Below are 21177 nucleotides of genomic sequence, written 5' to 3' on the forward strand. Positions count from 1 at the left end.
TATCATTAAAAAATAGAAAAAAATTAAATGTTTATACTGCTTATTCCTAATCTTTATTTTTTCTTTATCAATGGTAATCTTCATTTTTTTATTTTCAGTCTTATAACGCTTATTTATTTATTTTCTATTTTAAAAACAACTAAGTATTTGTTTATTTTATTTCCTTTATTTTTTCTAGTTCCTTTGTATGTGTATTATATTTCTATTTATGGTGTACCTATAAGTGAGCAAATCTTAGCTATTGTATTGGAAACTGATTTCCAAGAAGCATGGAATTTTATTGGTTATCAGATATATTTTTATATTTTTATATTTTTAATTTGCTGTGTGGGATGCATATTTGTTTTATATCGAAATTATAAATACCCATGGATATGGTCACACCGTAGCCGAATTTGGGTTTTCTGGGCGATTACGCTATATTTTTTGATTGCAATAGTCGCCAATGCTCAATTGGTAACAGAATTGGAAGAAAATTTATCTGATGAACAAAATAATTTTCTGATAAATGAGAAAAATGATTTTTTACAAGAGTTAAAAAATACCTATCCATTAGGGCTCTTTATTTCTGTATATGATCTTATAAAAGAGCAGGAAAAAATTAATAAGGCTTTTAATGGAAATCAAAAATTTACATTTAATGCAAAAATGTTTAGTAATGAAGATAAAAATATTAAAAAAGTGTATATATTGGTTATTGGTGAAACCAGTCGAAGAAATAACTGGCAATTAAACGGTTATGAGCGGCAGACTAATCCCTTATTAAGCCAGCAAAAGAATTTGGTGAATTTTAGCAATATGCTGTCCATATCAAGTGCAACACGATCTTCAATTCCCATGATGCTAACGCGTAAGCCTGCAGAGCAAGTTTATCAATTTGTTTTTTCCGAGAAATCTATTATTTCTGCTTATAAAGAAGCAGGGTTTAAAACGTATTGGTTATCTACACAGCAAAAATTTGGTCCACACGATACAAGCACATCTGTATTTGCAAAAGAAGCTGATTCAATAACTTTCATGAATACAGCAAATTATTTAGACCAAGGCGGAGTGGATAGTATATTGATTCCATCTTTAGAAAAAATTATAAAAAAATCAGAAATGAAACAGTTTATTGTCATCCATACTTTAGGCAGTCATTATAATTATGCTTATCGATACCCTAAAGAATATAATATATACCAACCTTCATTGAATAATTTGGAAAAATACAGCTTACAGAGTAAAAAATTTAAAAATGAATTGATCAATAGTTATGATAATTCAATTGTATTTACAGATTATGTACTTAATGGGTTCATTGAGGTTCTTAAGAAGCAGCAGAACACAGAATCTTTTTTACTTTATAGTTCAGATCACGGCGAAGATTTATTTGACAACAACTGTGAAAAAAGCGGGCATGGTTTAGCCACTCAATTTAATTTTGAAATAGCCAGCTTTGCTTGGTATTCAGATAAATTTAAAGAAAATTATGGAGAAAAGGTTGAAAACTTGCTTCAAAATCATGATCGAAAACTGAATCAAACTGCAATATTTCCAACATTAATTGACGCTTCAAATATTGAAATACCAGCGGATAAATTAGACAGGAGTATTCTTAAAAAATATAAGGGTTATCCACGTATAGTCATGGGAAAGGAAGATTATGACCAAGCGAGCTTTGATGGAGTTTGTAATGAGATTCAGTGATTTGATAAATAATAAGAAAGAAGACTATGCTTAAAAAAATTTTAATTCTTTTATTTCCTATTGTGTTATGTGTTGTATGGGGCATATTTTTGATCTATGGCAATACCCCTTTTTTAAGAAAAAGTTATGCGGTAGAGGCTTGGTGGGCGAAAGAAAATATTCACTGCCATCAGGACTCCCGTTTATTAAAAAATATTTTAGAAAATGTGATTGATCAGTATGGCAGTCTTTCAAATCAAATAGTTTATTTGAAAAAAAATGGAAAAATGAATTCTTGCGTAAGCGGATATGATGTCAGTGAAGATACGCGTTTTCGTTATGCAAGTTTGACTAAAGTGGTTACAGCGGCACTATTTTTAGAAAATGAAAAGCTGGGTTATTTAAATCGAAATGATTATCTGAATCACTATATTAAGCTGAAAAATCCTGTTGACACGCGGATGGATAAAATCCGTCTATTTAATTTATTAACGCATACTTCAGGATTTGACCGTACAAAAAGTAATGATCCGATTATTGAGGAAGGAAAATCTTGGTGCCCAAATGATTTGGAAAGATTAAATCTTATTCGTTTAGACACCGATCCAAATATAAAATTTAATTATGATAATCGAAACTATTGCATTTTAGGAGCAGTGTTGGAAAAAAGAAGAGGCCAGCCTTTCAATATTATTTTGAATGATTATTTAGCTGTTCATCATTTTAATCATATGAAACTAGTTGATGGCCCATTTATGCAAGATGAAGTTAATTATGACTTCCGTTTTGAGGAATATTATTTTCCTTCATACACAAAAAAATATGACTTTTATGCAATGCAATCTGCTGCAGGATTGTCAGGCTCGGCAAAGGATTATGCACGACTCATTCATTATTTTATTGATCAGCGAAAATTACCATTAACCCAAACGGTTTTAGAAATATCGGATACTGCAGAAACAACTCATGCGTTAAGTATTGGGTTGCAGCAAATTAAAACATCAAAAGGTGAGGTAATTTCTTATCACTTTGGCGCGCTTCCTGCTTCTAGAAGTATGCTGATAATCCGCAGAAATGGAGATATTCTTGTTTGGACTGGCAGCGGAGTTCCTGAAAATAAAAATAATACAGATTCTATGCTATTAAAGTATATTATTGATAATTTTTAATTCGTTGACAGAATAAATATAATTGTTATAAAAAAGGGAACTAGTTGACAAAATTTGTTAAAAAAAATATAGAAAAAATATAACTAATTGATATTTATGTATTTATATATTGGCACTTTTTTTGCTTGTATTGCTTATTATGGGGGTGCAAAATGATCAAAGGATTTACATTAATAGAGCTAATTATCGTTGTAGCCATTATTAGTATTTTGGCTGCTATAATAATTCCATTGTATCAAAGAAATATTGCAAAATCGCAAATTATCGCAGCTGTCGCGGAATTGAATGGGGCAAAGTCTCAATATGAACTAATAATCAACAATGGTTCAACCTCTGGCAGCACTGCGTTTACTGTCTCTAATATGTTTTTTTCTGGACCTCAATCTAGTATATGTGTTTATGACGTTAATGAACCTGATAATGATGGAAATTCTGATCAGGCATTGGTCTGTAAATTTATAAATACAGCATCTGTATTAAGAGGGGAATCAGTTTATTTAAATAGAAATAAAAATGGTGCTTGGTCATGTAGCACATCTGCAGGGGTAGATCTTCAATTAAAGCCTAAAGAATGTTATTAGATTGGGATTTAATATATAATCTCTCAATTTATAACAATATGAACTTATGTCAAAGCGGAATAAATTTTTTTTATCACATTTGTTTATCTCTATTTGTATTGGGTTAACCGTAATTGGATTAATATTCTTATTCTGGTATCCAGCCCCGCTGGCAAAAGCTGTTGGCGTAACTCATATATCTTTAATGTTGCTTGCTATAGATGTAATTTTAGGACCTGTATTGGGTTTTATTGTATTTAAAGAGGGTAAAAAAACATTAAAAATGGATTTGACGATAATTATTGCATTGCAGCTATGTGCGCTTTCATATGGCTTATTCAATATTTATCAAGGTAGGCCTGCGTGGCTGGTATTTCAAAATGATCATTTTGATTTAATACGGTTAAATGATGCAATGGATCCTAAGCATATTCATGATGCAGATTGGCTGAAACCTCAATTTAAAGCAGTTGATATGGGGCAAACACCAGTAGAAAAAAATAAATATTTGGTTGAAGAAATGCAGACGGGTATACCTGCCTCTTATCGAATTGAACGATATATACCTATTGATAAATCAGCTGCACAATTATTAAAACAAAAAAGAGATTTGCAGGCCCTAAAAATATTTAATAAACAAGATCAAGTTGAGAAGAGTGTTGGACGCTATCCAGGTGCAGTAGGTTGGCTTCCGCTGCGTGTGATGACCGGTATAGATATGGTGGTATTCATCGATAAACATGGAGCGATTTTAGGTATTGCTGATTTGCGCCCTTGGAAGTTATCTTAATTAAAAAGCCTGCATCAGCAGGCCTTTTAATTTGTACAGATATCAAATCTGACTCTGAATATAATTCTCAATACCCACGGTTTCAGCTAGATCTAGCTGCGTTGCCGTCCAGTCTAAATATTCTTCTTCTTTTTCTAAAATCTCTTGAACCAGGTCGCGAGTGACATAGTCCAGCTGTTCTTCCGCTAAGGCAACAGCTTTTTGAATGGCTTCAATATTTTCTTTGACTTTGCGTACATCACAGTTGAGTACTTCAACGGTATGCTGGCCAATATAAAGCTTGCCCAAGTGCTGCAGATTCGGCAATCCTTCCAAGAAAAGAATGCGTTCAATAATTTTATCCGCATGCTTCATTTGACGGATGGATTCTTTATATTCAGCAGAGCCCAGCTGTTCAATGCCCCAGTCATTAAACATGCGTGAATGCAGGAAATACTGGTTGATTGCAGTTAAATGATGATAGAGCACCTGATTTAACTGATTAATTACATCACGATTGCCTTTCATTGCATTTGCTCCATCAAACATAAGGCCCTGAATAAAATATGCGGGCTGGAAAATTTCAGTCTTATAAATATCTTAAACAAGAAGCAGGGTGTTGGCGAGTAATTTATTGAACAGCAAATGAAAATCGCAATCAAAAACGATTGCTCCGGAATACAGCCCGGCATGCATAAAATAAAAACCCGCTTAGAGTCAAAGCGGGGGAGGAGGAATGATCATCAGACCATTGGTGTTGTCATTATGATTATTGGGTTGAATCTTGAATATTGTTTAATGCGCTTAAGCGGCGATGGCTAAACGGGCCGCAATCTGCGAGACTTCATCGCTGATAATTGCGCGGGCTTCTGGGGCGCAACGGCCACAGCAGGTGCCTAAATCAAGCATATCGCGCACTTCACGGTAGCTCTCAGCGCCATTGGCGACCGCATCTTTAATGTCTTGATCAGTAATACCGCGGCACAAACAAACGTACATGGATTTACAGCCGGATAGTTTAAATAGGATAAGTAATATTATTGATAATTATTATCGTTTGTCAATAAAAATCATTTTAAAAAGCAATAAATCTGATTGGAATCCTGAATAAAAAAACACCGCCTGAGCGGAAATTCGAGTATTGCTCGGATTTCCGCGCAAGGGCGGCTCATAATTCATAGGAAAAATATAAAGTTAGAACTTTAATTTTCTTATGTAACTTATTGATTAATAATGACGATGCCATCCATTTCTACCAGCGCATCTTTGGGCAGGCTCGCCACACCGAGAGCTGCGCGCGCAGGGTAGGGCTGAGCAAAATATTCGCCCATGATTTGGTTGACCAGCTGGAAGTTGGATAAGTCAGTTAGAAAGATATTCAGTTTGGCGATATCGGCTAAAGTCCCGCCGGCGGCTTCACAAACGGCTTTAAGGTTATCAAATACGCGGCGGATTTGCGCCTCAATACCGTCTACCAGTTCCATGCTGTATGGATCTAAGCCAATTTGCCCTGAAAGATACAAGGTATTCCCAACCAGGATGGCTTGAGAATAAGTGCCGATTGCGGCGGGTGCATTTTCAGTATGGATAACTTGGCGAGGCATTGATTTCTCCTTATATCTTATGCAGACATCATACCCGATCTGACAGGATCGAGTGCGCTTTATCGAAATAATTAACTTGCAATAGAGGTTTCAGCTGTATTGAGGGGCTGGGCAAGGCGCGCAATGCGGGGGAATCCGAAATGCATGCGCAGATTGCGGATGACTTCGGCGATTTGCTTGCGGTTGTGTACGACGATGTTGACATAGGTCTTGCCGTCATGGGGGCGGACGGACTCCACCCCGACTTTTTCTTTACGGCATTGATAAATCAGTTCAGACACCTGTTCATCATTCATATTGATATTGATGCTGAGATAGGCGCTGAAACTGATTTCATCCGTATTTTCGGTGTTCCACTGCAGCGGCATAATGTTCTCCGGATGCAGATGCTGCTCATGCAAAAGATTATGGCAGCGGGAGCGGTGAACAATCAGCCCGCGTCGGGATAAATGCCCTTGAATCGGATCGCCGAGCACCGGGTTGCAGCAGTGTGCATACTTAACGTCAATGCCTTCCGTGCCTTGAATCAAACGGTCAGATGCCGCGATTTCCTGTGGCGCATCTTGCGCAAATAAATGATTTGCCACCAGCTGCGGCAGCAAATCACCAACGGCGATTTGCTCATAGAGGTCGTCTGGGCTGTTAATGTGCCGCCATTCCAGAACGTTTTCCCAGTCGGATTGAGTGAGATCTTTGATAGAGCGGTTAAACAGCTTTAAGGCGCGATTCAGCGCTTGCTGGCCGACAAGGCGCTGTTCATCTAAATCCTGATCGCGCAAAATATTTTGCAGCGCGCGGCGCGCCTTTTGCGTATTGATAAAACTCAGCCAGTCTGGGTTGGGTGTTGCAAGCACATCGGTGATAATTTCAATTACCTGGCCGCTTTGCAAAGGCGTGGACAGCGGTTTGGTTTCGCCATTGATCTTTGCGCCTACGGCATGGTTGCCGAGGAATAAGCTGGCAGAATAGGCAAAATCGACTGCTGTCGCGCCTTGAGGCAATTCATGCAAATGGCCATGCGGGGTGTAGACCCAAATTTTTTCTTGATGCAGATAATCCAGCAGGTCATTGAATGTGGTTTTGGCGCATTCACCGTCAACCAGCACATTCAGATTCTGCATAGACGCCTGAATGGCGGAGCGGCAAGCCTGCGGCGCATTCTCACCTAAAACAACACCGAAGCGGGCGGCTTTGCGCATAAGTTCGGTTTGAATAGTGAGTGACAGTGTGGTTTTTTCGCCTTTTAAGCGCATCATCAGTGATTGGTTGCCGCCAGGCAGCGGGCGGCGGATATGGTCTTCATAGTGTAGCACTTGAAAGCTGTTGCGCAAGATTTCAGCAAGCCGGTCACAGTCGGCAATGCTTTGCAGGATAATTTCAAAGGCGTGACTGTGAGTCAGCTCTTGCAGGTCAATGTCATTTTTGACGAAGTGGCGCAGCAATTCAATATTGTTGTTTTTCTTTTTGATGCGGCCGGCAATTTTATGCTCTTGCAGCAGGGAGGTTAAGTTATTTTCCCATTTGGTTTGATATTCACAGCGTTTGGGCTTGGTTTTCAGCAGGGCATCCTGAACATTGTTATACATATCCAAATCTAAGTTTTGGTAGCAGAGATGCTCAAGGTTATCGGCCATTTCATTCATGCCGACCAGACGCGCCATGGGAACAAAAATTTCAAAGGTTTCTTGCGCTATGCGGGCGCGCTTATCAGGCCGCAGCGCGCCTAGGGTGGTCATGTTGTGATAGCGGTCAGCCAGTTTAATAATAATGACACGCGGGTCTTGCAGGGTGGCCTGCAGAATCTTTCGAAAAGAAGCGGCTTTATTGTATTCTTTGTCGCTGGAATGGCTCAGTTTGGTTACGCCGTCGACCAGTTCAGCGACAGTCTTGCTGAAGCGTTCAGTAATATCTTCTTTATTGAATTCGGTGTCTTCAATGACATCGTGCAGCAGGGCCGCCATCAGCGTTTCTGCATCCAGGCGCATATGCGCTAAAATGCAGCTGACTGCAATGGGGTGCAGAATATAGGGTTCACCGCTTTTGCGGGTAATGCCGTCATGCGCCACATCAGCATAATCGCAAGCTTCAAGCACACGTTCGACATCGCTTTCTGAAAGATAAGCGTCGATAATTATTTTGAGCTGCTGCTTGGCTTGGCTGACCTCTGGGCCTGGCATAGAACACCTTTTACTGCTGAATTACAAATGAAATGGTTAATCCTCTAATGAAATGCATATTGCATAACTTGTCAATTTTTTCAGTTAAAAAAGTGAAAAAAAATTAGCAAGAAAACCAAATTTAGGCCTTCTTTATAACTGTTCTTGCGCAAATATAAAAGATCGAACCATAAAAAAAGCCTAGTATAAAACTAGGCTTTTTGACCGGATCATCTTATTGGAAAGAAAAACCGTCTAAATTCAAGTTGTTTGCAGAAAGCGCAAGATCCAGGCTGGATGCCTGATAGTCTTGATCGCGTTGTTTCAAAATGTCTTTAGATACGTGGCCTTCAGCAATTTCGCGCAATGCAACCACTGTAGGCTTGTCGTTATCCCATTCTACAGTCGGCTCAATGCCTTGACGTGCCAATTGACGCGCGCGTTTGCTTGCCACTAGTACAAGCTCAAAGCGGTTGTCTACATGGTCTAAACAATCTTCAACGGTTACGCGTGCCATAAGAATTCTCGTTTGAATAGTAAATTTGAACAGACTGTGCAGTATAAAAGGCTTTGTCTGCAGACTCAAGTTTTAATCACAAAACACTGGTCGGGGTAATCAGTTTTTGAATTAAATCCTGATGGCGCTCAGTCTGCTGTTTCAGTGCCAGGCGGTTGGCAATAATCACGGCTTCAAGATCATGCAATGCTTTATTAAAGTCGTCATTGATAATGACAAAATCAAAATTTACATACTGCTGCATGTCTTCAACAGCGCAGCTGAGGCGGTGTTCAATCACTTCGACAGAGTCTGTGCCGCGGTTGGACAGGCGCTGGCGCAAATCAAACTGGCTGGGCGGCAAAATAAAAATTTGTTTGGATTCAGGAAAAAGCTTGCGGACCTGTTCGGCACCTTGCCAGTCAATTTCCAGCAGGACATCGTGGCCTTTTGCCAGCTGTTCTTTTACTGTGCGCTGTGCAGTGCCGTAATAGTTGCCGAAAACTTCAGCATATTCAATAAATCCGCCTTCTTGAACCAATGCCAAAAAGTCTTCTTTGGTTGAAAAGTGATAATGAACGCCGTCAAGTTCGCCAGGGCGCTGGCCGCGGGTCGTATGGGAAACGGAAACATGCAGATTGTTGACACGTTCAAGTAGGGCTTTAACAAGAGATGTTTTGCCTGTTCCTGACGCTGCAGAAACGACAAACAAGAGACCCGACATGATATTTTTCCTGATATGATAAAATATCTTCTCTATTTTAGAGCAGACGACCCGCAAACAAAATAGCCAAGCGTCTTTTTGTTGGCATTTATTTTAAAATCGTTTGCGCATTGATTCGAACATTGAGGGTTCTATGGAAATTGTATTGGCTAATCCCCGTGGTTTTTGTGCAGGTGTCGACCGAGCAATTGCGATTGTGAACCGCGCCCTTGAATGCTTTAATCCGCCGATTTATGTGCGCCATGAGGTGGTGCATAACAAATTTGTGGTTGATGATCTGCGTCAGCGCGGCGCTATTTTTGTGGAAGAGCTGGATGAAGTGCCGGATGACAATATTGTGATTTTCAGCGCGCACGGTGTATCCAAAGCAGTCCAGCAGGAAGCGGAACGCCGCGGCTTGAAAGTGTTTGATGCAACCTGCCCGTTGGTCACCAAGGTGCATATTGAAGTCACTAAGTATGCCCGCGAAGGGGTAGAGGCGATTTTGATTGGCCATGAAGGCCATCCGGAAGTCGAAGGCACTATGGGGCAATACGACACCAAAAATGGCGGTTCGATCTATTTGGTGGAAGATGAAGCTGATGTAGCGGGCCTAAATGTCCGAAACCCAGCCAAAGTGGCTTTTGTGACGCAAACGACTTTGTCTATCGATGATACGGCAAAAGTCATTGATGCATTGCGTGCTAAATTCCCTCTGATTCAGGGGCCGCGTAAAGATGATATTTGCTATGCCACGCAAAACCGTCAGGATGCTGTCCGAGATTTGGCTGCACAATGTGATGTGGTGCTGGTGGTGGGTTCGCCAAATTCATCTAATTCTAACCGTCTGCGTGAGTTGGCTGAGCGCATGGGGAAACATGCTTATTTGGTGGACAATGCGGATCAGCTGGAACAGGCATGGTTCAATGCAGAGTCAAAAATTGGTGTCACCGCTGGCGCATCTGCACCGGAAATTTTAATTAAGCAGGTGATTCAGCGTTTGCAGGATTGGGGGGCTGCCGCCCCGCAGGAATTGTCTGGACGGGAAGAAAATATTACCTTTAGTTTGCCTAAAGAGTTACGTATTCCTGTAACTCAAGCCTAAAGTGCAGACTGTTTAACATTCTGATATTTTATAAAAATTGACAGATTATTGCTTTTTGGCAATGATCTGTTTTTTTATACCTTTTATCTCTATTTGTGCTGGTTTTGTAAAATTAATAGATATTATTTTTAATAGGGAAAGGGGCTGTTTTTTGGGGGGCGTATGCAGAAAAATAAGGGATTTACTTTAATTGAGCTGATAGTGACACTTTCTGTGTTGGCGATTATTTCTATGATGGCAGCGCCGTCTTTTTCAGATCTGCTCGCAAAACAGAAACTTAATTCGGCGACTTCGGACTTGATTGACACACTGACTCTGGCAAGAAATCAAGCAGTGCTATTAAGGACTGCAACTACAGTAAATCTGAATTCTGAAGGTGCAAATACTGACCTTATTTTTTACTGGTCTCCTAGTGAAAATAATACCTTAAAGAGCCCTACGAGCCAAAGTACAATTAATTTTAGGCGCGATGGATCTGCAAGCAGCGCTTCTGATATTTCTTTTGAAATTTGCAACTCTAAGTCGAATACAACAAAGACCTTTTCTCTTTCAGTGATGGGTACTCTTTCTATGACGCCAAATAAGGATGGAACCTGTTGATGAATATGAATAAACAGCAAGGGGTTGGGCTGGTGGAAGTGCTGGTTGCGCTACTGTTGCTTTCCATTGCGATATTGGGTTTCGCCAGTTTGCAATTGCGGGCCGTGCAGGCAACATCTGAAGGGGCTAACCGTATTCAGGCTATGAATTTGGCTAGAGATTTGGCAGAAAAAATAAGAATGAATAACGGTACTGATGCATTAGCGGCATATCAGCAAAATATGGGAAGTCAAAGCGCACAGGAAACGGAAGGGACAAATTGCTATAACAATTTTTGCTTGCCAGCAGCTAAGGCGGCATTTGATGTACATGAGTCATATTTGCAGGCTCAGAAATTAGGCATGGTAATGAATATGATCGAATGCCCGGGTACCGCAAATGGCAGGTCATGTATTTATGTGGCGTGGAATAAGACTGATGCCACAGATAATACAACTGATAAAACTGGTCAAATTGCTTGCACATCCAGTCAGCAATCCAGCTTCACTTACCAAGATAATTCGACTTGTATTGTGATGGAGGCATTTTGAGATGAAAGTGCAGCAACATGGTTTTACTCTCATAGAGCTTATGATCTCTTTGGCAATTGGTTTGATTGTTGTTGCGGCGGCAATTGTTTTATTTATTTCAAGTCAAAAAAGTATTGCTCTGCAGCAAGGTGCATCTGATATACAGGATAACTCTAATTTTGCGCTGAATTATATTGCGAAAGATATTCGCATGGCTAATTTAGGAAATACCACAGCGAGTATGACCAACAGTACAGTCAATGGCGGAATTGTATTAGCCAAAGCAAATCTTTCAGCAGCATCTACAGTTAATGAGAATTTATTTTCTAGAAGCAAAGTGAGCAATACATCGGCAGTTGATGTAGACAGTGATCAATTGGTTATTCAGTATTTGCCTATAGTGGCCGGTGGTTTTGATTGTGAAGGCAATGCAATTACCAGTACGTCAGAATATGTGATACAGCGCTATTTTGTCAGAAAAGATTCAAATTTTTCTGCTGATGAAACAGAGGATACTGCTTTAGCGCTTGTTTGTGATGCAGGCCGGTATAGCGGCAATGCAGCAACAAACTTCGGTGATGATGGGCAAATTGTTATGAAGCGGGTTGATTATTTTCATGTTTTGCTCGTAACGGAAAACAGTTCAGGCAGCTTTAGGGATATGTCAATAGAGGCATATAAAGCTATGGCTGCAAAACCTAGAATTCTTGGCGTGAAAATTGGGGTGTTAGCCCGTTCCAGCCAGTCTGTTGGCGATGATCCTAATATTGATGTATCCCAGCCTTTTAATGTTTTAGGTCAAACCGTGACTTTAAACAGCACAGTCCAAAATTCAGCGACAAAAAAACTGCGTGACATCATTGTACAGACTGTCGCCATCAGAAATGCTTTAGGAGCCCGCTAATGATAGTAATAAAACATTCACAGCGCGGCGCAACGCTGATTATTGTATTAATCCTGCTGTTAATCATTGTTATTGTCAGCAGTTTGGCAATACGAAAGGGGCTTCTGTCTTTAAATATTGCAACAAATGCTCAAGCGCAGCAATTGATGAATCAAAATTCAGATTCTGCTTTATTTAATGTCGAAGATGCAGAAGCATTGAAAACAAACATGACTGGAAATGGCATGTTTGGTTATATAAGCACGCCGTATAACAAAGGAAAAGAACTGGTGTTCTGTTATAAGGGAACAAATACAGCCTTTTTTAGCTTGGCGCAGGCAAGCGTGATTAAATGGGAAGAGGGCAAGACAAAACCTACAAATAATGAATTAGGCAGTGATGGCTATTGTTCTATGTCTAATAGCAATGATTATACCAGCGGGCGCAGTGCTGTGATGACACAAGTTACAGTAAGATTTATTGATTCCGCTGAAGGTGATGTGGCATTTGTTTCTACGGTATCAGGGACGGATACACTAGCGTCAAAAACGATTCCTGCACAGCGGGCGACTGTCACAGCTATTTCGTTGATGCCAACATTGTCAACAGCTTCAACAGAACAAATTAATGCCTGCCTTTCTACACATATGAGTAATCCGAGTGCGGCTATTCCCGGCGGGATATCTGCTGCAACAGACAGTGTAACGGAAACCTCTTTTTCAACAAGTATTTCTGAGTGCTTGAATAAATTGAATGTGCCATATACCACTTATGCAACTGTATACAATCTGACACAGTCAGTAACCGGCAGCTAAGAATAGAAGGATAACGAGATGAAAGAATTTACCAAGAAAAAACTTGTATCTGCGCTGTCTCTGCTGATGACAGGTTTAGTAAGCACAAGTGTATCAAATGCCAGTGATATCAGTATTTACCGCGCTGCGGAAAAAGGAACCATTACTCTCATGTTCCTCTTGGATAATTCCGGGAGTATGGGGAGCGCGGATGGTACGGGAGTAACGCGTTTAGAGCGCGTACGCAGTGGGATGATTGATGTGCTGGCGGGCGGAAATGGCGCTGCAGCATTAAGTAATGACAAAATTATTGGATTATCCAGTTTTTATAATAGTTCATCCGGTTATGTGCTTGTACCGGCACGCGCTTTAAATACAGTCATTAGTGGCGGAGGGTCGTATACAGCTAAAAAGCCAATTTATAAATATTATAATAATGGTTCAAAAAATGTATATAGCTCATGTACTGCATGGAGCACGTATAATACATGTACGGAATGGGGGGAGGAAAAGACAGCCAAGCCTTCCGGAAGTTACAGTTCAGAATCATGTACAAATGTAAATAATAAGGCTTGTACTTTATATTATACAACTGTAACAGTTAACGTGACTGATCAGCGGACCTTGCTTTTAAAAGAAATGAGTACTTGGACTGGAAATTATAGCACGCCTACAGGTGAGGCCTATGCTGAAGTTGGCGCCTATATGTTGGGAACAACTACGAAGTCTTGGTATTCATGTGGTTCAAGTGGGAATTCCAGCACCTCAAGATGTACTGTCAGTTTAACAGGTGCCCCTTCTCTTGCAGGTTATACAAAGGAAAGCAGTGGTAATGATATCTATTATTACAGCGGAACTGGATCTGCTAAAAAATATTATTTTAAATTTGGCACACCTTCAGGCAGCGGTTTTCCTTATTCTGTAAATACCTCGAAAAATGCGGAAGAGATTAGTTATGTTTCACCTATAAGTGAGACAAATACCCAATGCAGTGGTCAGGGTATTTACTTGCTTACAGATGGTGAACCGAATGGTGCCGCTGACAGCGTAAGCAAAACGTTGATGCAAAATGCGCTTACTAGTTCATATGGAAGTGCCGTGACCTGTTCAGGTACATTGTTTGATGGTACGGGGGCTAGATATTCTGGAAATAGCTGGAATTGCATTAGTGATTTTTCACAACTGCTTTTGAATAGAACGGTGAAAGGGGATGCCTCAACCTCAAAGATGAATCCCAAGAATCTCGTTATTAAGACGGCAGTGGTTGGATTTGGCAGTGATTTTAATGGATTGACATCATATAACAGCGCTTTAACCCAGGCTCAAAATCTTGCGAATATCAACACTGCTTCAGCAAGTGCTGATGTGAAAAATGCTGCTAGATGGGGGATTTATGGTCAAGGCGGCTGGTATTCCGGTTCCAGCTCTGCAGACGTAGTTAGCAGTGTAAATAGCTTTATTAGTGCGCTAGCGACTGACATACCGTCGGTAACTACTGGTGAATCGTATATTCCAAGTGATCAGTTAAATCCTGCAGCAGTACAGAATTTTACTTATTCATCACAGTTTCAGCCGACGCCAGATGCGACTTATCAGCTTTGGGCGGGCAACTTGAAAAAGTATAAAGTTGTTGATGGCTTAATTAAAGATGTGAAAGGCAATTCGCTTACCAATAGCAGCGGTAAAATTGAAGACAATTATGATTATTGGTCAGAAACTATTTTAGCCGGCGCAAGCAATAGCGCTGCGCTGAAATTGATTGGCGGTGTAAAAGCAAACCTGCCCTTAGGAATGGCAGCAGGTAATGCCGCAAATCGAAAACTGTTAATTAACCGTGATGTGAATGGTACAGCAACAGCTACAGCATTGAATCAAATTGGCGCAAGTTATGTTACCAACACGACAGATAGCAGCAGGGGCTATTTACTGTCACTGCTGGGGTATATTATTGCAGATCCTGCAAATCCGCCTAGCACAATTGCTGGACTTTCAGCAGCCAGTTCTCTTCGTCAATTGGGTGCAGTGATGCACTCATCGCCAATATTATTGACGCAGTCTGGGGTGATTGGGAGCACTAATGGTGCAGTTACGACATCAGACCGGGATGATTACACCTTATTTGGAACGACACAAGGTGTTCTATCTGTAGTAAATGCCAGCACAGGCATAGAAAAATTTGCTTTTGTGCCCAATGAAATGGTCAGCACGCAGAAAAAGGCTTTTCTTGAGAATACAACAACCAGCGGATTCAGTACGTCAACTTACCAGCCATTTTACTATGGCATTGATGCACCGTGGACTTCATATTCAGAATATGTGCTGAAATCAGACAAGACGAAAATGACTGTGGGCACCGGGGTGGGGACTTCATCAGGCGTTCAAATGGCGTATGGTGGCCTGCGAATGGGAGGCCGCAGCTATTATGCACTGAATCTTCAAAATATGGATGCTCCAAGCTTAGCATTCCGTATTGATCCAAATACACAAGCCGTTTATCGCGGCAACAGTTCTACTGCTTATAAAGAATTGGCATTTATGGGGCAAAGCTGGTCGAAACCGACGATTGGTTTTGTGAAATGGAATGGCAAAAAAACCCGTGTCATGATTGTTGGCGGAGGCTATGATGCTGGCGGCACCAATGGTGATGGGGCATTTGATAGTACGACAGGCGAGCGCACAGGATTTAGCGGCTATGAGAGTAGTGACTATGTTCAAAGCAATAAGCGCGGTGCTGGTATTTACATGTTTAATGCTGAAACTGGCGCTTTGCTGTGGTGGAGCGGAGCCAATGCAACCAGTGCAAATACTACTGACGGTGTAGGTTATAGTACAGTCAGCAATCTGCAGTACAGTGTTGTGAGTCAAATCCGCAGTGTTGATAGAAATGCGGATGGCTTAATTGACCATCTGTATTTTGGAGACCTAGGCGGGCAATTGTGGCGTGTAGATTTAAATAACAGTATGGCCACATTTGATAAAAATTCATTTGCTAAGCCGCCGCAGCGTTTATTAACGCTGAATAACGGTCTATACAGCCCGCGTTTCTATGAAATGCCTGCATTTTCTACATATAGCAGTTCAGGCAATACTTTTGGTGTTGTTTCTATTGGCAGTGGCAACCGCAGTTTGCCAAGATTCAATTCTTCATCAGCGTCTTATAAAAATGACGCAGTTTATAATATTTATGATAAAGATGTAGCCCGTTCAGACTTGTTTAAAATGGATGGCGCTGTTTATAAGGTTTGTGAAACACTTAATACAAGTTCGACAACAGCAGATAAAAGCTGTAGAGCAGATGCATTAATCACGAAAAATCTTGTATTGGCAAATTTAGGGCAAGTCACATCTAACGACAATAAAACCGCGGTAGCTTCGTATGAAAGTACGGGTGGCTGGTATCACTACTTTGCTTCAACATTGACTCAAGATGCAAAAGTGTTGAGTACCCCGATTGTTTTAGACAATGATCTGTATGTAACGACTTTTGACGGCAGTAAAGCAGGCTTGTCAGGTGACTGTGGCGCAGGTGTCAAGGGTGAAAGTTTTGTTTATCAGTTCTGTATGCCTTATGGGGTTTGCACTGACGCTCAAATTAGTGCTTCAACATTCCTGAAAGGAAAGAGTCTGGGTGCAGGAATTATCTCGCCAGCAGTGGGTTCAAGCAATACAGCTGGTTCGAACCGGGTATTGGTTTCGGGTAATGGTGCTTTAGCGGGTGGACAGTCGAAAACTTATTCTACACCTTTATCCCTTGTTCCCGTACGCTGGTATGAAACGAGTAAATAGGGCAGGAATATAAAATGAATTTGTCTTCTGCAAAAAAAATCAATCAAGGTTTTACTTTAATTGAGATGATGGTCGCTGTAGTAATTGTTGCAATTTTTGCAGCAATTGCTATTCCGTCATATCAGCAATATGCTCGCCGATCTGCAGCATCAGAAGCTGAACAGGAAATTCAAAGGCTGGCTGTGCTTTTAGAACGGCATAAGGCTCGAAATTTTAACTATAAAGGTTTTTCTACTGTTACAGCGACAGTAGCTCCTGATTCTACTTACCCATATACAGTATCGATTGTAGATGATTCGACAGGCAATCCACTATTAACAAGTGGTTCCGCTGTCGGACAGGGGTGGGCGATTCAAGCATTAACAGCAGACCCCCAAAATTATAGTTTTTTGCTTACAAGTACGGGTATTCGCTGTAAGAATAAAACAAATTCACTGGTTTCTTTTTCGACTTGTGATTCAGAGGCAAATGGGGCTGAAACATGGTGATCAACAAAAATAAAGGCTTTACCTTGATTGAGGTAATTATCACAATCGCGATTGTAGCGATATTAGCTGCTATAGCTTTCCCTTTATATAGTAAATATCAAATTAATGCTAACCGCTCAGATGTACAAAGTGAGCTGTCACGGCTGGCGCAGAGGCTGCAAAGTTATTCCATTGTTAATCATAGCTATTCAGGCGCTACCTTAAATGGAATTGGCGGAACAGCGGATTATCCAAGTACTGGAACTGCATTTTATGAAATTTCATTAGATATTGATGCTGATAATCAAGGTTACCTTTTGACAGCTGAACCAGTTGCAAATTCAGTACAGAATGAAAACGGCCTAGTTTGTATTAATCAAGATGCTCAAAAATTATGGACTCAGGCTTCAACCTGCACCCCATCCGCCACGACAAACTGGGATGGCCGCTAAACTTAAATTCAAAATTGCGGATAACTAAATTTTGATCTTCCTTTCGAAGGAAAGATAACGTAAAATATTGCCCTCTATGAAAGGGGTTTGAAGTGTATCGATGGTCGGTACAGGGATAATCCGTAAAAACTATAAGGTTGTATCATGGTAGTTATTCGTCTTGCACGCGGTGGTGCTAAAAAACGTCCGTTCTATCAAATCATTGTGACTGATAGCCGCAATGCACGTGACGGTCGTTTCATCGAACGTATCGGTTTCTTTAACCCTACAGCACAAGGTAAAGCAGAAAAACTTCGTTTAGATGCTGACCGTTTTGCTCATTGGGTTTCTCAAGGCGCTCAACCGTCTGACCGTGTTGCTTCTTTAGCTGCTCAAGCTAAAAAAGCTGCAGCTGCTGTTTAATACGGTAGTAGCTTGCCCATGACACCAACACAGAATGTTCCAGAAGATCGTATTCAGATTGGACAGCTACGTTCAGCATATGGATTAAATGGGTGGCTCTGGGTCTATTCCAATACAGAACCTATGAGCAACATCTTTGACTACCTGCCTTGGTACATTGAGACCAAAGCGGGTTGGCAAACAGCAGATGTAAAACGCTGGAAACCGCATGGTAAAGGCTTAGTTGTTTCGCTTAAAGGTGTGAGTGATCGCACGGCAGCAGACAGTTTGGTCGGTACCAATGTTTGGATTTCAAAATCGCAGCTGCCTCAAGCAGGCGTGGACGAGTATTACTGGTCAGATTTGAAAGGCTTAACCGTGTTAGGCCTGAATGATGATGAGCAGGAAGTGAATCTCGGTCAAATCCACGAGCTGTTTGAAACAGGCGCCAACGATGTGATGGTGGTTCGCGCTACCGCAGACAGCGTCGATGGCGAAGAGCGCATGATTCCATGGCATAAAGATGTGGTGCAGCGGGTTGATCTCGAAGCGGGTCGCATCTACGTGAATTGGGGCGTAGATTATTAATCCTTTTAGGATTCACTCAGCAGGAAAATAGAGGAGTCTGCGGTGTTTTTTGCAGTCATTACGCTTTTTCCTGAAATGTTTGAAGCGATTACAGCCTACGGTATCAGCGGGCGCGCGGCAAAAAACGAAATTGTGCAAGTTCATTGCATCAATCCTCGGGAATTTGCTGAGGGCAACTACAAACGAGTGGATGAACGTCCATTTGGCGGTGGCCCCGGTATGGTGATGATGGCTGAGCCTTTGGCAAAAGCAATCCACCGTGCTAAAGAGCTTGCAGCGCAAGCAGGTGCAGTTCATGTTCCAGTGGTGTATATGTCACCGCAAGGAAAGACCTTAAATGAATCCGCAGTACAGCAGTTTGTCGAATATGACGGCCTGATTGTATTGTGCGGGCGCTATGAAGGTGTTGATGAGCGTTTGATCCAGCAATATGTTGATCAGGAATGGTCAATCGGAGATTACGTATTATCGGGTGGAGAGCTTCCTGCGATGGTTTTATTGGACAGCATTATCCGGAGGCTTCCGGGTGCGATGTCTGATGAGCAGTCACACGTGCAAGACTCATTCGTGGATGGTCTTTTAGACTGCCCGCAATACACCAAGCCAGATCATTTTGAAGGTTTGGATGTGCCAGAGGTTTTAAAATCCGGGCATCATGCAAATATTGAAAAATGGCGGTTTTTGCAGCGCTATCAGCGGACACTTGAACGCCGTCCAGAGTTGGCGGAACAGGTCGAACTGACGAAGCAGCAAAAAAAATGGCTGAAAGATTTGTAAGGCATGGATGAGGAATCATCTCTGTCTTCGAAAACAGTACTTAAAATTATTTTAAGTATTCTTTAATAGGCTCTTTATTGGCTGAGATGGTCAACAATAAAGAGAAAGATAATCGGGTGTATGCGCCTTAGCCTCTATACCCAGCGGATATCAGACCTCTTCTGACCCGCACATATCGGAGATACCCCATGAGCGGTAAGCATCCTTTAGTTCAAGTAATTGAAAACGCACAGCTAAGAACTGATCTGCCTGAATTTGCACCAGGTGATACAGTGATTGTTTCTGTAAAAGTTAAAGAGGGCGACCGTGAGCGTCTTCAGGCTTTTGAAGGCGTTGTAATTGCGAAGAAAAACCGTGGCTTGAACTCAGCGTTCACAGTACGTAAAATTTCTAGCGGTGTTGGTGTTGAACGTGTTTTCCAAACACATTCTCCAATCGTAGCTAAAGTAGAAGTTAAACGCCGTGGTGATGTTCGCCGCGCTAAACTTTACTACCTACGCGAATTGTCTGGTAAAGCTGCACGTATTCGTGAAAAATTGCCAGCTCGTAAAGTTAAAGCTTAATTTTAAGTTTTCACACGAGTTAAAAAATGCGCCCAAAGGCGCATTTTTTTTTATGCCTGTATTTTATAAGCCCTGAAGCTTTAAGCGGTTGGCATGCTGGCGGTAGACATCTACAGGATCCGGGGCGAATAAAGCCTTTAAGCCTAAGACCTGATTGACTTCATCCAAATGATTCCAATTGTAATTGTCGCGGATGGTTTTGCCGAATTTGGCGCTGCATCTAGGCACGAGGCCGTCATTATCCTTGCCGCCATCAATCAAAAGGGCTGTGAATTTCAGCGCTGAGTCTAAATCCAGCACATTGGTCACTTGCCCAACACCGGTAAATGAATAGTTATAAATGCCTTGTTCGAAAGCTTTGCCTTCACCGCAGGCTGTAGCAGGAATGCCGATTGGGAATTTAGCGTTATATGCGGCTGAACCCGCCAGAGTCAGGCTTCGGCCGCCTGCCAAAGCATCATGCGGATAACTGTCTGGGTCTAACCCCTGCGCCCAAGTGATGGCTTTAGACACAAAGTTGACTGCGCCGACTAAGGGCGCTTCAACCGCAGTGCCTTCCGCTTTTAAAATGAGGTCCGCAACTGGCGAGCCTTTATGCGGCCCGCCAATACTGGTCAGGGATGCAACAACATCTGGGCGCACGCCTGCCACATAGCGGATTGTCGGGCCGCCATGTGAATGGCCGACCAGATTTACTTTGTCTGCGCCTGTAATCGCGCGGATTTCTAAAACTTGCTGCAGCAGCTGTTCACCGCGGACTTCTGTGGAATTTAAAGGGGATACGCGGGTTGCCCAGGCGCTGGCGCCATTGCGCGCTAAATCAGGCAAGATCTGATACCAGTAGTCTAGGCCAAGGTCATCGGTGCCTACCCGTATAAAGCCAGCCATGCCGTGATTAAAAACGATTGGATATTGGGTTTTGGCATAGGCCGATACGGTTTTGTCAGTTTTTACCTGAGTGGCTTGTGACGCGCTGGCTGTGCTTCCAATAAAGACGGACAGTATGCCTGCCGCGAGAATTCCATATTTCATTGATGCATCCTCTGTTTTTTAATTTTATTTTCTGACAATATAAGTTGTCACCAATATAAAAACAGTCTGCTGAATGAAATGCAAAGCACTGCAGATAAAGTGTATTTGGAGTTGT

Annotated in this window: 23 protein-coding genes; 16 read left to right on the top strand and 7 right to left on the bottom strand. The window is 41.6% G+C overall.

The window, feature by feature from the left end; all coding sequences use genetic code 11:
* Positions 1-27: 27 nt before the first annotated feature.
* From JZ784_RS12815 to tfpZ, 4 genes are all read left to right on the top strand, one after another.
* Positions 28-1689, top strand: a complete 1662-nt coding sequence (locus JZ784_RS12815) for a phosphoethanolamine transferase (RefSeq protein ID WP_346315129.1) — start codon at positions 28-30, stop codon at positions 1687-1689.
* A gap of 26 nt (positions 1690-1715) precedes the next feature.
* Complete coding sequence (locus JZ784_RS12820; protein WP_346315130.1) at positions 1716-2837, top strand: serine hydrolase domain-containing protein; 1122 nt, start codon at positions 1716-1718, stop codon at positions 2835-2837.
* Positions 2838-2989: 152 nt separating this feature from the next.
* Entirely contained in the window at positions 2990-3418 is a 429-nt protein-coding gene (locus tag JZ784_RS12825; RefSeq protein WP_346315131.1) for a pilin, read from the top strand.
* Positions 3419-3464: 46 nt separating this feature from the next.
* Positions 3465-4187, top strand: coding sequence for a TfpX/TfpZ family type IV pilin accessory protein (gene tfpZ, locus JZ784_RS12830; protein WP_346315132.1), 723 nt, complete (start codon positions 3465-3467; stop codon positions 4185-4187).
* 42 nt (positions 4188-4229) lie between these two features.
* Here tfpZ and bfr read toward each other — a convergent pair whose 3' ends face one another.
* The 6 genes from bfr to gmk form a co-directional block, all read right to left on the bottom strand.
* Positions 4230-4694: a bacterioferritin gene (gene bfr / locus JZ784_RS12835; RefSeq protein ID WP_346315133.1), complete on the bottom strand. Its 465-nt coding sequence runs from the start codon at positions 4692-4694 to the stop codon at positions 4230-4232.
* Positions 4695-4970: 276 nt separating this feature from the next.
* Positions 4971-5165: a bacterioferritin-associated ferredoxin gene (locus tag JZ784_RS12840; protein WP_005013177.1), complete on the bottom strand. Its 195-nt coding sequence runs from the start codon at positions 5163-5165 to the stop codon at positions 4971-4973.
* Positions 5166-5386: 221 nt separating this feature from the next.
* The gene (locus JZ784_RS12845) at positions 5387-5770 is read right to left on the bottom strand and encodes a RidA family protein (RefSeq protein WP_067669215.1); all 384 of its coding nucleotides are present in this window, start codon (positions 5768-5770) and stop codon (positions 5387-5389) included.
* A gap of 71 nt (positions 5771-5841) precedes the next feature.
* Positions 5842-7947 (bottom strand): HD domain-containing protein, encoded by a 2106-nt coding sequence (locus JZ784_RS12850; protein WP_346315134.1) that lies wholly within the window; start codon positions 7945-7947, stop codon positions 5842-5844.
* A gap of 214 nt (positions 7948-8161) precedes the next feature.
* A complete protein-coding gene (gene rpoZ, locus JZ784_RS12855) occupies positions 8162-8443 on the bottom strand; it encodes a DNA-directed RNA polymerase subunit omega (protein ID WP_005013174.1) in 282 nt (93 codons plus the stop codon).
* 76 nt (positions 8444-8519) lie between these two features.
* Positions 8520-9146, bottom strand: a complete 627-nt coding sequence (gmk, locus tag JZ784_RS12860) for a guanylate kinase (RefSeq protein WP_005013173.1) — start codon at positions 9144-9146, stop codon at positions 8520-8522.
* Between the two features lie 133 nt (positions 9147-9279).
* On the opposite strand from gmk, the gene ispH reads away from it, so the two are divergent.
* The 12 genes from ispH (at position 9280) to rplS (ending at position 20030) form a co-directional block, all read left to right on the top strand.
* Complete coding sequence (gene ispH, locus JZ784_RS12865; protein ID WP_346315135.1) at positions 9280-10230, top strand: 4-hydroxy-3-methylbut-2-enyl diphosphate reductase; 951 nt, start codon at positions 9280-9282, stop codon at positions 10228-10230.
* A 162-nt stretch (positions 10231-10392) separates the two neighbouring features.
* Positions 10393-10830 (top strand): GspH/FimT family pseudopilin, encoded by a 438-nt coding sequence (locus JZ784_RS12870; protein WP_346315136.1) that lies wholly within the window; start codon positions 10393-10395, stop codon positions 10828-10830.
* Positions 10830-11360, top strand: a complete 531-nt coding sequence (pilV, locus tag JZ784_RS12875; protein WP_346315137.1) for a type IV pilus modification protein PilV — start codon at positions 10830-10832, stop codon at positions 11358-11360. The genes JZ784_RS12870 and pilV overlap by 1 nt, the downstream gene beginning before the upstream one ends.
* A 1-nt stretch (position 11361) precedes the next feature.
* Positions 11362-12243, top strand: coding sequence for a prepilin-type N-terminal cleavage/methylation domain-containing protein (locus tag JZ784_RS12880; RefSeq protein ID WP_346315138.1), 882 nt, complete (start codon positions 11362-11364; stop codon positions 12241-12243).
* Positions 12243-13037, top strand: coding sequence for a pilus assembly protein PilX (locus tag JZ784_RS12885; protein ID WP_346315139.1), 795 nt, complete (start codon positions 12243-12245; stop codon positions 13035-13037). Before JZ784_RS12880 ends, JZ784_RS12885 begins: the two co-directional genes overlap by 1 nt.
* 18 nt (positions 13038-13055) lie before the next feature.
* On the top strand, positions 13056-16802 hold the full coding sequence (locus JZ784_RS12890) for a pilus assembly protein PilY (RefSeq protein ID WP_346315140.1): 3747 nt from the start codon (positions 13056-13058) through the stop codon (positions 16800-16802).
* 14 nt (positions 16803-16816) lie between these two features.
* Entirely contained in the window at positions 16817-17290 is a 474-nt protein-coding gene (locus JZ784_RS12895) for a prepilin-type N-terminal cleavage/methylation domain-containing protein (RefSeq protein WP_346315141.1), read from the top strand.
* Complete coding sequence (locus tag JZ784_RS12900; protein ID WP_346315142.1) at positions 17284-17721, top strand: type IV pilin protein; 438 nt, start codon at positions 17284-17286, stop codon at positions 17719-17721. The genes JZ784_RS12895 and JZ784_RS12900 overlap by 7 nt, the downstream gene beginning before the upstream one ends.
* Before the next feature lie 144 nt (positions 17722-17865).
* On the top strand, positions 17866-18123 hold the full coding sequence (gene rpsP / locus JZ784_RS12905; RefSeq protein WP_005013161.1) for a 30S ribosomal protein S16: 258 nt from the start codon (positions 17866-17868) through the stop codon (positions 18121-18123).
* Positions 18124-18141: 18 nt separating this feature from the next.
* Positions 18142-18690: a ribosome maturation factor RimM gene (gene rimM, locus JZ784_RS12910; protein WP_005013148.1), complete on the top strand. Its 549-nt coding sequence runs from the start codon at positions 18142-18144 to the stop codon at positions 18688-18690.
* 42 nt (positions 18691-18732) lie between these two features.
* Positions 18733-19467 carry a tRNA (guanosine(37)-N1)-methyltransferase TrmD gene (trmD, locus tag JZ784_RS12915; protein WP_219190592.1) on the top strand — a complete coding sequence of 245 codons (735 nt, stop codon included), beginning with the start codon at positions 18733-18735 and terminating at the stop codon, positions 19465-19467.
* A 188-nt stretch (positions 19468-19655) separates the two neighbouring features.
* A complete protein-coding gene (gene rplS / locus JZ784_RS12920) occupies positions 19656-20030 on the top strand; it encodes a 50S ribosomal protein L19 (protein WP_005013144.1) in 375 nt (124 codons plus the stop codon).
* Positions 20031-20093: 63 nt separating this feature from the next.
* Here rplS and JZ784_RS12925 read toward each other — a convergent pair whose 3' ends face one another.
* Positions 20094-21062 (bottom strand): triacylglycerol lipase, encoded by a 969-nt coding sequence (locus tag JZ784_RS12925; protein WP_346315143.1) that lies wholly within the window; start codon positions 21060-21062, stop codon positions 20094-20096.
* Positions 21063-21177: the final 115 nt, after the last annotated feature.

This window comes from Acinetobacter sp. CWB-B33, assembly GCF_039655955.1.
Lineage (GTDB): Bacteria > Pseudomonadota > Gammaproteobacteria > Pseudomonadales > Moraxellaceae > Acinetobacter > Acinetobacter bouvetii.